The 14,251-nt window shown below is 32.5% G+C and carries 9 protein-coding genes; 3 read left to right on the top strand and 6 right to left on the bottom strand.

All coding sequences use genetic code 11. The annotated features are described in order from the left end of the window. Window positions 1-107: 107 nt before the first annotated feature. The 4 genes from C8269_RS08985 to C8269_RS08970 form a co-directional block, all read right to left on the bottom strand. Window positions 108-1,832 (bottom strand): HEPN domain-containing protein, encoded by a 1,725-nt coding sequence (locus C8269_RS08985; protein WP_106461381.1) that lies wholly within the window; start codon window positions 1,830-1,832, stop codon window positions 108-110. 51 nt (window positions 1,833-1,883) lie between these two features. Then, window positions 1,884-4,838: a type III restriction-modification system endonuclease gene (locus C8269_RS08980; protein WP_106461380.1), complete on the bottom strand. Its 2,955-nt coding sequence runs from the start codon at window positions 4,836-4,838 to the stop codon at window positions 1,884-1,886. Between the two features lie 2 nt (window positions 4,839-4,840). Continuing rightward, the gene (locus tag C8269_RS08975; protein WP_199792197.1) at window positions 4,841-6,712 is read right to left on the bottom strand and encodes a site-specific DNA-methyltransferase; all 1,872 of its coding nucleotides are present in this window, start codon (window positions 6,710-6,712) and stop codon (window positions 4,841-4,843) included. A 163-nt stretch (window positions 6,713-6,875) separates the two neighbouring features. Then, window positions 6,876-7,502 (bottom strand): DUF4145 domain-containing protein, encoded by a 627-nt coding sequence (locus tag C8269_RS08970; protein ID WP_234025873.1) that lies wholly within the window; start codon window positions 7,500-7,502, stop codon window positions 6,876-6,878. A 235-nt stretch (window positions 7,503-7,737) separates the two neighbouring features. On the opposite strand from C8269_RS08970, the gene C8269_RS08965 reads away from it, so the two are divergent. The 3 genes from C8269_RS08965 to C8269_RS08955 all read left to right on the top strand — a co-directional run bounded on the left by C8269_RS08965 (window position 7,738) and on the right by C8269_RS08955 (window position 10,297). Beyond that, the gene (locus C8269_RS08965; RefSeq protein ID WP_106461379.1) at window positions 7,738-8,517 is read left to right on the top strand and encodes a helix-turn-helix domain-containing protein; all 780 of its coding nucleotides are present in this window, start codon (window positions 7,738-7,740) and stop codon (window positions 8,515-8,517) included. Window positions 8,518-8,575: 58 nt separating this feature from the next. Then, complete coding sequence (locus C8269_RS08960; protein ID WP_234025872.1) at window positions 8,576-8,893, top strand: hypothetical protein; 318 nt, start codon at window positions 8,576-8,578, stop codon at window positions 8,891-8,893. Between the two features lie 102 nt (window positions 8,894-8,995). Beyond that, complete coding sequence (locus tag C8269_RS08955) at window positions 8,996-10,297, top strand: hypothetical protein (RefSeq protein WP_106461378.1); 1,302 nt, start codon at window positions 8,996-8,998, stop codon at window positions 10,295-10,297. Window positions 10,298-12,524: 2,227 nt separating this feature from the next. On the opposite strand, the gene C8269_RS08950 is transcribed toward C8269_RS08955, so the two are convergent. Beyond that, the gene (locus C8269_RS08950) at window positions 12,525-13,916 is read right to left on the bottom strand and encodes a S41 family peptidase (RefSeq protein WP_106461377.1); all 1,392 of its coding nucleotides are present in this window, start codon (window positions 13,914-13,916) and stop codon (window positions 12,525-12,527) included. Beyond that, a complete protein-coding gene (locus tag C8269_RS08945) occupies window positions 13,903-14,250 on the bottom strand; it encodes a hypothetical protein (RefSeq protein WP_106461376.1) in 348 nt (115 codons plus the stop codon). The genes C8269_RS08950 and C8269_RS08945 overlap by 14 nt, the downstream gene beginning before the upstream one ends. Between the last annotated feature and the right edge of the window lies 1 nt (window position 14,251).

Below are 14,251 nucleotides of genomic sequence, written 5' to 3'. Positions count from 1 at the left end.
TCTCCTGGCTTTTCTGTGATGGGCAACCATCTTGTTGCCCCGGCATGGTTTGTTTTAGTGCTATTTCTTAAACGCTTTTTCAAATTTTATTAGCTTTATTGAATCAATCATAAAACACTTTCATATTGATTTTTTATACCATTTTTTGTAATTTTTACTAAGCCCTTAACTTCTAATTCTTCTAGGTCTCTTCTTATGGTAGAAATAGATACAGATAAGATATAAGCTAAATCTTCTACTTTATACTGATTTTTATAATAAGTTAAGAGATTAAAGATTACTTTTTGTCTTTCCTCTGGTTTTAATTTTCGATTAACTTCTTTTGCGAAATTTTCTTCTAAATTTACATTTCCTCCATTATCACTTATGAGTTTTATAATTCCATTGCAGATAATTCTTATTATTTCTTCATCAAGATCAAAAAGTTCTGAGTATATATAATACTTTAAAATTTGGTTTAGCATAGAACTATAATATATAATATCTGCTCCTGATTGAATTATATCAGGACTTAATTTCTCTATATCCCCATGAGTATAATAATTTCTAGTTTTAACAAGTCTACTAGACATTGACCCTATACTTTTACTTAATGATTTTCCATCACGCTTAAAAATTTGTATTTTCATCTCCTCATCAAGATTTTTAAACATCTCTTTAAGTCTTTTATATAAGGTAGTTTCAGGATTAAATTCTATATTTCCCAAAAATCTTTTCCTATAGCTTTCGTCATCTATATTTTGATTAATAAATTTCTTTAACTTACATTTGTAATTCTCTAACTCTTCATCTATTTTAGGAGCTTTATCCTCTATGAAATTTCTATGAAATATTTCTAAATTCCTTATATTGTTAGTCAAATTCATATGGTTATAGTAATTAGAGCTAATACTATGCAAATAATTCTCTACTATTATAGATAGTTTATGCCTTTTTTTAAACCATTTTTCAATAATAGATTCAAATTTATTTTCTATCATATAGAAGGGCACATCTATTTTTATTTTCTCATTTCCTTTAAAATTTTTGTAATGAGAAAATATCAAGTATGATAATATAATATTATCATGAACCCCTCCAATAAAAATATTAAATTTCAAATATGTTAGATTAATTGGAGTATTTACAAAAAATTGTAATAACTCCTTAAAAATTTTAACATTATTTATCAGATTACCTATATTTAGTTTATAATATTTTATGGGTTTTATTTTCCAATAATAATCCTCGAAAAAATGATTATTTCTATCTATTACATTAACGCCTTTAGAGATTGAAATATTTTCTTTTGTTACCTTGTATTCCTTAGATTTAATATCATCTAAATTGAAGTAAATAGATTTTTTCTTTTCATCATTAGATCTTTTTAGCAAAGATCTATCCATCCACTCATTCATACCATTAAAACTAAAGGCACTATTAATAACTTGAAGATTATCTATTCCAATTCTCATTATATGATTCACTACTTTATCTAAACAATCGCTATTAGTGGTATATAAAAATAAGCATCTTCCAATACGAAATTTAGAATATGGTATACCGTTACTTGTAAAAATAGGATTTATCATAACTACATTATCCATAATAAGTGTATATCCATCCTCAGAGTAACCACTAATAGTATAAAGTTTGTTATGATCACTCTCATTAATGATATTCTTACCTAAAAAATCCATAAACTCACAGTAAACTACTAATTCTATATTAGCATTATAAGAATCGTATTTATAAGTTAATTTACCAAATTTTCCATCTTCTATAGGAGTTCCAGCTATACTAAATATTCCCGTTAATTCAAAATTTTCATCTAACCTATAATTCTTTCTCATTTTCTACCAAAACTCCATTTGAATAATTAATATATTCTAAATTTGAATGTTTTATAATTTCAACTCATTAATCATAGCTACAATGTCATCATTTTTAAGTTGTTTTTTAAATACTACATTCACTCCGTCGTTTTTCATAGTTTCAAAAAACTTTTTAGCAGAAGCTATTCTTATTTCCTCATCTCTTCTAAGAGATCTTTCATCTGTCATATCTTTTGTTTCAACTATAAAGTTTATTTCAGAATTCCCATCTTCAGATTCTACAAGATACATAAAGTCAGGACTTGTTGTTCCACCCGTAAACAAAGGTATTTGAATCGATTTTCTTGGTATTTTTCCAAAGACTGTTACCTTAGAGATTCCACCATTTACGATATTTTCTTTTTCTTTGTCACTATCAAAGATAATAGAATCATAAATGAACTTTTCTGGTACATCTGTGTTATCATCTCTATATACCCCTAAAACTCCTTGGACAAGTTCATCTTTAACATTCCCATCCTGATCAGTAAGACTTGTTTCCTTTACATCTATATCTAGCATTTTATAGGAGAATTTTTTAAGCAGAACTTCGTCTAGCCATTTATGAAATTCATTAGATATTATATTAATTGAAGATTGAGAGAAAAGTCTATTATCTATATCTCTTTCCTTAGAATACTCACAAAGTGACTCATGTATCAGCTTTATTGGAAGTCCTAATTGCTTATTTAGTGATTTCAAAAATTCATTATAACTTAATGGATTTTCAACTATAAAATAATCCTCAACAGTTTCTCTTAATGCCGTCTTTCCATCATCATTCTTATATGTATAATGTCTAATTATATTTACCTTGTCATCTCTATAAATATCTCTACTTAAAATGCTTATAAAGGTATTTTTTAATTCATCATCATCTATATCATCTATTTTTAGATAATATTTCTGATTTACTTTCTCCCATAGATTTCTAATTTTTTCAAATTTATCTTTCTTGATTTTAACATGGTTCTTCTTTTTATTACCATCAAAAACTTTATTTGAATGTAAATTTTTAATTATTTCTGGATAAGCCTGATAAATTTCTCCTATAAATTCTTCCTTTATATTGCCATTATAGTCTATATATTTTTTTGTTAGCATTTCACCAAATATCTCATCTTCACTCTTGCCATGAATTTTACTTAGCTTTGGTAAAATCTCTTTAATATTCGTTATAGCATCAGGTTGGTCGTTGTTTATTTCTCTAATCAAAGAATTAGCAAAATCTTTTTCAGAATAATCAATCATATATTTCAAATAAAATTGCTCATCTGAAATTCTTTGACCATTCTCATCAACAGGAAGCCTTAAGCCCCTACCTACCTCTTGAAGTTTGCTTGTCTCTGATCCAGATGACCTTAGTTTTACTATTTGGAAAATATTAGGGTTGTCCCAGCCTTCTTTTAAAGTCCATTTGGAAAATACAAATCTTAATGTATTCCATGACCCATCTTCATCTTTAAAATTAAGCAAATAATCCTTATTTTTTAGAATCCTGTCTACTTCTTCTTTAATGTCTTCATCAGTATTTGAATTATCTATTGAGAAATATCCACCATTAGTTGACCTAATATCTCTTAGTGACGCTTGCAAGTAATCTTTATATTCCAACTCCCTATCATTAGAATTATCTTTGATTGACTCAATCTCTTTTTTAATATGTGCTTCCAGAAGATTTTGAAATAATATTCTTAACGGTCCATCTTTTTCATCATCTGATCTATATGAATAAACAGAATCAATGAAGTAAAGACTCAAAGTCTTTATCTTATTAGACCTCAGGAAATTTTCTTTCTCAGCTTTAAAGTGATTTTTAATAGATTGCCTAATCATCAACTCTTGATAACTTTGAGAATATGTTCCACCATAGATTATATCTCCCTTTGAAAGAATTTGCCCATTGGATAAAGTAACTCCTGTTTTAATATCATCATCACTTGTCTTTCCAATCTCTTCTATGCTGATACCGGCAAATTCTTCACCAAAAATAGATAAACTGTCACCCATTCTGAATTCATCAGTCACCATAGTTTTTTCATTTCTAATTTTGGCAAATTTCGGATTTCTTTTAAAATCTAAGAGTTTAATCTTGTTTTCATTACTTTCTTCTTGTTCAATCATAAATGTTTCAACACCCTTAACCAAATTTTGATTAAAGGCTTGCCCAGGCCCGAGATTAAAAATCAAATTATTAAAATCTTTTTTCTTTTTTATACTTGGGAAGGTAGCACCAAACCTTATTATGCATTGAGGATTGATTTCTTTAATAATTTTCTTAAAACTCTTGCTATCTTTTTTAAACCTGTGAGGTTCATCTATAATTACAATAGGTCTAACCTTTTTTAATGCCTCATATGGCTTAGTTATAGAACCTAATACTGTTTCATCATAATCTTTATTCATTGTAGCATCTGAATTTAGCATTCCTTGACCCATCAATAAAACAGAAAATCTATTTCTCGCAAGAGAAGAGCCCCTGGCAAATTCAGAAACTGCTCCAGGAAAGAATTTCTTCCCTTTCTTTGTTTTTTGAGCTTCTAATACATTTAAGTCAAGTTTTTTATTAGGGTAAAGATCAGCAAAATGCCTTATTGCATAATCAGCCTCAATAAAACTCCTAGCTCCCTCTCTTATAGGAGTGGTTGGTACTAAGACGATAAACTTATGAAAACCATACAACCTATTTAACTCATACATCATCCTCGTATAACAATAGGTCTTGCCAGTTCCTGTTTCCATCCTAATATCCAGACCTAAATATGAAGCTTCATCAGATAGTCTCCACTCATGAGGTATAGCTTTATTTCCAATCTCACCCTTCCAAATTTCACTTATATTTTCTTTAAGCTTAGGATCTTTGATATTGATTATAGGGTTTTCATAGGACTGGTCAGAACTCTTGATATCTACACCATCAAAAGTCTTTATAATAGATCTAAGAAAATCATTTTGATGGTCTAGTATATTTAATTTAATAGCCATAATCAAAACCTCTCTATCAAGGAAACATCCTTATTCTTAAGAACCTTTATGTTGTTCCTTATCTCGGTTATTAACTTATAGTCAAATGAATGAACATAAATAACCACCCTATTGATTTCTAGGCTTCCCTCTTCTATTTGCTTTACAAGAAGCATTATATCTTCTGACTTGATACCTTCATCAATAAGATATAAGCTATCATCCATTAAATTAGCCTCATAATCATTTAGTTTATAAGTTTTGCTTCGTCTAGAAAGTCCATAACCATCCTCATTAATCCAAGTAGCTAATATTGCTTCCTTACCTGATGAATGTTCATTATCAAAAACAGATACCATATCATCAGAAATCAATTTAAATTCTGGCACAAAAGTTTCTAACTTATCAAAAACCGCTTCTTTAGGATCTTCTAAGTAGAATAGCTTAAAGCCGTAATCTATATCAGCCTTTGTTTCATTCTTGATTTTTTCAGATGCAAGTCTTATCCTGTGTCTACCAATTTCATCTATGGATTTATACCCTTCTTGAAAAGATGTTGTTCCTTTATTTATCTCTTCTGCAATTTGAACCATAATATATTTTATATTACTAGAATTTTCGCTGTTAAAATCTAAAACTGAATGAGCTGTGGTTGCAGATCCAGAAAAAAAATCTAAAACATAATAATCATCGCCTAAATAGGATAATAATTTTTTTATCAGTTTTGTTGGCTTTACAGTATCAAACCCAATAGATCTACCCATTAATTTATTTAATTCATTTTTAGCCCCCAATGCTGACCCAAATTCTTTTGCAAGCATTAATGACCAAAATGGCTCAAGCTTTTTCTTATCGATTTCATCTTCAGGATATATAGCTTTTTTTACAATACCATTTACTACCTCAAGTCTACCCTCACTTTCTAATTCTCTTGCAACTTGTTCTCCTATTTGCCACCTTTTTCCTTCCCTAGGATATTGACCCAGTATTGGAAACTTCATTGTTGGCCTTTTATAACTTCCTTTATCTGATTTTTCAATCACCTCAAATCGACATTTGCCAAATCTTCCATCATGAGGATATTTTATTTCAGTATTAATTTCTTTTAATATGAATCCACTAATGTTAGCCTCACGTTTCGCATATAGCAGAATCTGTTCAGTTTTTTGTTGAAATTTAAACTGTGCTGGTCCATTATTTATCGGCTGCGTCGTAGATTCCCAAACTATATCACCGATGAAATTTATTTCTCCAAATATTTCATCACAGATTATCTTTAAATTAGAATGCTCGTGTTCATCTATTGATATAAATATAACACCGTCATCAGAGAGCAGATCTCTAGCAAGGACTAATCTAGGATACATAAAGGTAAGCCAAGCTGAATGAGTAGATTTCCCCGCAATATCTAATATCCTTTCTGCTTCTTCCTCAGTTATGCCCAGCTTATCTGACATCTCTTTTTTGTTGAACTGAAAATTATCCGGATAAACAAAGCCGTCAGAGCCAGTGTTGTAAGGAGGATCTATATAGATACATTTAATTTTCCCAGCATAGGATTTTAAAAGATGGCTAAGGGCATCTATATTATCACCAACAATGTATAAATTTTCACTGTTTTTATTTATTTCCTCATTATTATGATCTAAATCTGGAGCTATATAGGTTTCAGTTTCTAATGAACTTTGATATTTAGCATAAGATTTTCCTAAGAAGTCTAGTTCATAACCTTCTTTGGATACGTCTACTTCTTCTTCCTTTAAAAAATCTTGAAATTTATCAAACCTAAAACTACCTTCTTTAGAGAAAAACTGAGGAAATTGGTCTTTTAACTTATCCATCTCTCTGCTATTTGGCTTTTTATCATTATTATCTTGTATTTGCTTTCCTATCATACTTACACCTCATTTATATCATATAGTATTTCCCATACTTATAACTTAATAATCATTTTTAAATAATATTTACTTTTCACTTCCTAATTTTTCTTTAGAATCTTTGATACTAACTATGTCTTCAAATAATTTTTCTCTTTCATACACATCTATATACCAAGACTTAATAAGTACTTCTATAAGTAAAATTAATTATAAGTAAAATTAATTTTTCAGCTTCCCAAGGCTCTATATTTATAATAAGGCTTGTATCCTTTTGCATATGAGCTCCAATATTTCCTATTTTACGCAAGGCATTTATGGCATCCCAAGTTTTGGAATCTACTTTATCTCTTATAGAGTCGATTTCCTTATATAAAGTTTTTTCATTTGTATCCCACTTATCTCTAATCATACTTTGTAGGCATCTTCTTGATAGAGTAGCCGAAGCTTTTGGGCTTAATTCTAATATATCATATGCTTCAGTATAATCTTCCAATATATGACTTGGTATATAATCTGGATATTTTTTAGCTTCAGATGCTGGGAATATTCTTCTTTTAAATCCTTCAGGAAATTGTGAACCTACTCCTATAATATCTATGGTTACTTTTTTGCAAGCTGGGCATTTATTAAATTGTACTTTTAATCCAGAAGTATCTAAATGTGGATATTTAATCTTATCTTCTGAATTTTTCTGAATATAGTATTTCCAATCATTAGAATCAAACGCAGGATAGGATTCAGAAAAAGTATCTTTAGTCAAAGGAAATGTTTTCTTACAAAATGGACACTCTAAGTAATCGTTCATTTATTATCCTTTCTTATATAATTAACGGTCTAATTAGAATCTTTATTTATTATCTCAATTATTATTATAACATAAGGGCACCGAATTCTTAATATTTTGTAATAATGCAAAGTAAGAATTTAAAAGAATAAAGCTAAGTGTAAATTTAGAAATTTTAAAATTCTGATTGACTTTATTTTAAAATAGTGGCATAATTTAAATAAGTGGCAAGTCATATTTTGAATGGAGGAATATAATGAATTCAATAGAGAATAATAACAACATGTCTAAGCTAATAAAAAACAGAAGAGAAGAATTGGGCTTAACTATTGAACAAGCTGCAAAAAAAGCTAATGTCGGAACTAGAACATGGAGTAGATATGAGTCTGGTAATCCAATTAGACAGGATAAAATTAAGGGTATATTAGTAGCTTTAAGGTGGTCAAAATTTCCTAATGATGAAGAAACAGATCTTGAAAATTATCTAGATGAGTATAGGAGTCATGACGCATGGTCAGAAACTATAAACGACTTATATGGTAAATTCGCTGCTATAGCATTTTGCATAGGTTCTGATATCTTATCAGATGATATAATGATGGATCTAGAAGAATTATCAAGCTTGCCTAAAGGTTCACACATTGGCCAATTAAATGCTTCTAGCCTTCAGTTATCCTTACCAGAAGAATTCCTAATGGAGTATGATTATAATTTCTTAATAAAATTAAAAAGAGCTTTAAATCAATTAATAATAAAAGCTGTGAAGGGTGATGACTTTATAGCTCATAAGCCTATTGAAGAGATAATATTAAAATCAATCATTGACGAGGCAGAGTTATTAATGCAAGAAATGTTAATCAATCTTAATAAAGATGACTTTGAAGATTTCCAGTATTGGGATGAGTGGATATACGATATGTTTGGAGATAATGATGTTGAAATATTTTTATATTCAGATATGTCATTCCTTATAGCTGATGATTATAAGTTTGATAATTGGTTTGAAGATAGGTTTTATGTAAATGATGATGAATAATGTTTTTTATATTATTTTAAGATTAGGATAAAATAAAAAATAAATACCTGGAGGTATTATGAGCGGAGAATTAAATAAAGATGAAAAGCAAATTAGATCTTCTGCTGCTGAATATTTGACCTATATAGCTGCCACAGGAAATGATGAAGATGCTATTGAAATAAGATATGAAGATGAAAATATTTGGCTGACTCAAAAGATGATGGCCACTCTCTACAATGTGAGTATTTCTACTATAAATGAACATCTTAAGAAAATCTATGACGACGAGGAACTATATATAAATCCAACTATTAGGAATTTCCTAATAGTTCAAAAAAATATCAATATCAAAGAGCAGGCTATAGAGGTCTGCTCTTTTTATACTTCTTTGTAAAAGGCCCAATTTCCCACAAAACCGCCAGCTTTTTAAGGCTTTTCTTGTTGATTTTTCCCTATATTTCTATATAATATATCTATATGAGTAAAGGAAGATATTATGAGAATTAATTTTAAGAAAACACTAGCGACTTTTATGGCTTTGGGGCTCTTTGTGGGGCTTTGTGGCCAATCTTTTGCTAGTGATGATGATAAAGTGGCTAATTCATTATTTCAAATTCTTGCAAGTGATGTGGTTAGCGATGATGAAGATACTGAACTTACGGTGGATTTTGCTAAGGATCCTCTCTATATTGAGGAGTTTGATGCTAGGTTTGCCCTTCTTTCTAAGATTGAAGAGGCTAGAAATATCCCAAGCCTTGATTTAACTGATTATGTCAAACTTGTAAATACCAAATCCGCTGATAAGGAGGCTCTTGCGGCTGGGCTTGATTCTTTGACCAAGCTTATGGATGCTAGTGGTGAAAAGGTGGCAGTGGACCTTGATATTGCAGCTATAAAGGCTAGGGTCAATGATTATATCATTAAAGGCGAGCTTTTCTATGCTGATAAGCTTGATAAGACCGACCTTAACACCCTCCATGCCTATTATGAAGCAGCTATCAATTCGCTTTATTACAAGAATACATCTGGCGAAGCAAGAAAATCCTATGATGATATTTTTAAGCAAGTCTATGAATATTTGACCTCTGCCAATGAGAATATTAAAAATGGCGAGGCTTTAAGTGAAGCTGATAAGGCAAGTATAGAGGACTTATACAAAAAGCTTGACCAAGTAGTTAAAACAAATACCGCCAAGCCTCTCAAACACGAGTCTACATCTCTTAGAAACCCTAGCTACCTATCTAGCGGCAATGAGATGAAGGTGGGCGAGGATAAGATTAACGAGAATTCCGCCTTCTACAAGTCTAGCAATCCTAAGATTAAGGAGGCTTACGAAAAATTATCAGCTGATCAAAGAAAAGAGCTTGATAATATGAACACTGATAACAACGACTATATCAGTGAAGAAGAAATCAAGAAAGACGGAAGATTTACCCTCCCTCTAGATGATAATAATTTTATCAAACAATTCCTAGAAAGCGAAGTAAAAGCCTCTGACTCAAGCCAAACAAGTACTACAGACCAAACAAGCTCCACACCTGCGACAAGTACAGTCACAGACAATAGCCAAACTGCAAGCACCGCCCCAAACCCAATCAGCGGCACACCAGAAACAGTGACCATAGGCGGAGCAGAAGATAAGTCACAAAATGCAGACGACAAAAAAGATGCCCCAACCAATACCTCATCTACATCCTACGTAAAAACAGGTATAAAAAGCATCGCCTATGTCGGAATAATCTTAGTAATAGCCCTAGGAGCCTATGCAATCCTAAACAAAAACAAAGACAAAAAATAAAACCAAAGCCTGAGGATCTAAACTCGGGCTTTTTGCTTGGGGATTTTGTAGATGAGTTTTGTGAATTTTATCAAATATATCCTCAGTATTTTAAATTAAGGTAGAAATATACAATCAGTTTGTTATATATGAATTTAAACATAGTAATATTTAATGAAACTAGCAGTATACACCAATTGATAATGATAATTAGTATTTTAATCACTCCCTATAGGCAGAACAAAAAACCAAAACAAGAAATAAAGCCACAACCCGAGGCAATCACCTTGGGATTTTTGTGTGGGATTTTGTTGAAATATTACACAAGTTTCTCAAATCGTCTTTAACTATACGAATGTAATTAATCCAATAAAACCTAATGTATTCCCTAACGATATAAATGATTCATTTTATAAAGCCTACTAGCAAGCACCAATTGATAATGATAATTAATATTGTAAGCCTTGATGATTTTAAATCATTTTTATAAAATGGCCTCGCTTTTGTTATTGTTATGGCTTATTAGCCCAGCGGTAGTAATAGACTTCTCCACAAGGTCGAATCAAGGGTGTAGTGACGAAAATACATAATAGCGATGTAGATACTGAACCCTATATAGAGGTAACGATGGGATTTCTAGCTCTGCTCGAAATGGGAGCTGTGGGGATAAGTTTGTTTTTTGTTTTTATTGATGCTTATTATCTTGGCGGTTCTAGTAGGCTTCTCCACAAGGTTCTCTCGACTTTGCTAGGAATAAAATCTGATTGGGTGACTGAGAGATTTAGGTAAGGACGATGTAAATACTGAACTCTAGATAAGTATAACCATGAGGTCCTCACAGAGCCGGACTGACTTGCAATCGCAAGTGCTCGAAATGAGGTTGTGGTGATAAGTTTATCTTTGTTGTGGAGTAAGTCCTTCCGTCTTTGTAGGTCTAATAGGCTTCTCGACTTTGCTCGAAGCAAGGGAATTTTGACGGATAAGCTTAAAGACGATGTATTAACATAGCTCTATATATAAAGGAATTACGAGATTTCTCGCTCTGCTCGAAATGGGAGCTGCGGGGATAAGTTTGTTTTTGTTTTTATTGACGCTTATTATCTTGGCGGTTCTAGTGGGCTTCTCCACAAGGTTCCCCTCAACTTCGATCGGGATTAAGTGTGAAAGAGGAACTGACAAATTTACATAAGGACGATATATTTACTAAAGCTCTTTATGTAAATAAAAATTGGGTTTTTATTGGTGTGATATATTCTTGCATGATTTTCTTTTATTGTATTTTCATTTATTAAGATGTATAATGATTATGACTAAAAGAATAGAGTCCAATCATTTTGGACACAAAAAACTGGAGTATGTGGGTACTCCAGTTTTTTTATGGCTAGTTACTATTTGTCTTCTTTGCTATCTAGCCATTTGCAAATGTAGTGACTAATTACATTTGCCACGATAGCAAGTATTAAAGAATAGAGTAAATCCTTGAATGGATCTATCATTTTGGACACCTCCCTCCTGTTACCAGTATGGAGATAGTAACTTCTTTATTATACTGCTTTCTAATTTATTTTTTCTAGATGAAGGTTTTGATTTTGTTTTGAGTGATGCTTATTAGATTGGCGGTTCTAATAGGCTTCTCGACTTTGCTCGAAGCAAGGGAGATTAAGTAATGTAGTTAAGAGCGATGTAGGTACAGAATCCTTTATACACTCGTGCTATGAGGTCCTCTTTGAGCCGGATGGGCTTGCAATAGCAAGAGCTCGAAATGGGGATTGTGAAGATAAGTCTATTTTTGTTATGGAGTAAATCCTTCCGTCTTAGTAGGACTAATAGGCTTCTCGACTTTGCTCGAAGCAAGGGAGCTTTGATGGATAAGCTTTTAAAGACAATGTAGATACAGATTCCTTGATATGCTGATCCTAGAAGTTCTCACAGAGCCGGACTGGCTTGCAATCACAAGTGGTCGAAACGGGTGCTGTGGTACAAGGTTTATTTTTGTTGTGAGTAAAGGCTTCCGACTTATCGAGCCTAATAGGCTTCTCGAATTTGCTTCCCTCGACTTTGCTCGGGATAAAGTGTGCAAGGGGGCTTGTTAGATATAGATAAAAACTATGTATAAACTTTCCCTTTATGTAAATTCCTTAAATATTATTAAGTTTATATTTTAGATTACCAGCCCACACCCATTGATAATGATAATTAATATTTATAATTGGCTTTTGCTATGAAAAAAGAGACCCTTGCTGGTCTCTTAGTTTTGTATTTGGCTTTCTATGCTTTGTAGGGATTGTCTGTAGGTGCCTGTTTCTATGTCTGGGGTGGTTGGGTTTTCTTCGTTGATGGTGCCGTCTGGGGCATAGCCTAGGGTGTTGGTGTAGGTGTAGACTAGACCTGAATTTGGGAGGACTGAGTTTATTACTCCAAGTGTTATCCCGTCGCCTCCTGTTTGGCTGCCTACTATGGTGGCTAGCTCTGTGTGCTTGATGAAGGATGCGAAGCCTTCGGCTGCTGAGAAGACGTCTTTGTCGACTAGGAGGAAGATTTTGCCTTCGTAGCCGTTGTCTTTTTTGCTTTCGTCTGGGTTTATAGCTACGATGTCTTTGATGTAGTAGGCGAAGTCTTTTAAATCTTCTGCATGGTCTAGTTTTATGCCTGTGATGTCGACGTTTAAGAGTTTTTCGACATTTATGGTGTCATCTGATAAGAGAAGTCTGGTCTTGGCTGAGTCTTTGAAGAACATGTGGTTTGTGACTTGTTTTGGCTCTGTGACTAGCTTTGGCAAGAGGAAGTTTTTCCAATATTCCATGTTGCCGCCTACATTGTCTCTTATGTCTATGACTAGGCCCTTGTACATGTGTTTGTTTCTTAAGAATTCGTCTAGGATTTCCTCATCCTTTTCGATAGACTTATCATCTAGCATCTGGCTTACTTTGAGGATGGCTAGGTCACCTTCGCTGGTTAGGCTGAGGTTAGCAGCTGTTTTGGCATCGCCTGATTTTTTCCTTCTTATTTTGCCTGAGTTGGCCCTGGATTGAAAGCCTTCTAGGTCATACCTGTTTCTGACTGCTTGCCTATTTAGGTTGATAAATTCATAGTAGATCGATGGTTGGTTCCAATTTTGTGAATAATAGCTGAGGGTGGTCTGTACATAGGCCCTGTCGGCGATTTTGGCGTGGTAATTATGAAGCTCTCCCATGATGTCTGTTATGGCATCGATGAAGTCTTGGTCGTTTTCGCAGGCCTTTATCCTTGCTAAGTAGATATCGTGATTGGCTAGAAAGTCTATATCATATTTCCTATCTAGGACACCAAAGAAAGGATAATTTTCCTTTAATTCTGCAAATAGGTATTCAAAGTCTTCTACCATTTCGGCCTTGGTGAGTTTTTTGGGCTCTTGTGGGGCTGGGAGTTTGAGCTTGGCTGGACCTTTTAGGGCTTTGAACCACTTTAGGTATTTTTCTTCGCTAAATTCTGCGATTTTGTCTGGATAGAAGCTTTCTGTTAAAGGGCCTATATTTTCTTGCATGTCTCTTTCCACCCTTGATTTTTCAAGGCTTGCCAGTCTTCTTTTGACACAAGATGTGGAGCTTAGGCCTATTAATATTAGGAGAGCTAGAAAGATTAGCTTTTTACTTCTTCTCATCTAGGCCTCCTCTTATGACCCAGTCTCTCTTGTAGATGTCAAAGAGGATGGCTATATTTCCCAGTGGGTTGACTAGGGAATAGATTATTAGAAGAAGACCTAAAAAGGCAAGTCTTCCTTGCTCGGATTTTTTGATTGCAGCTGGGCTCTTGCTTGTGGATAAGCTGACAAGTCCATAAATCGCCGCTAAGACTCCAAATATTTTCTCAAAGATTTCCATATAATATATTCCAAAGCCAAATATGCCTAAACCGGCTAGGACCCAGATTAGGCTTGAAATTTTGTTTAGTTTATTATATTTTTTTAATGACGAATTTTTCTTTCTTCTTTTCATA

It is taken from the genome of Anaerococcus sp. Marseille-P3915, assembly GCF_900258475.1.
Taxonomy (GTDB): Bacteria; Bacillota; Clostridia; order Tissierellales; family Peptoniphilaceae; genus Anaerococcus; species Anaerococcus kampingae.
Note: the sequence above shows the minus strand (reverse complement) of the source record. Positions and strands in the feature narration are given on the sequence as shown.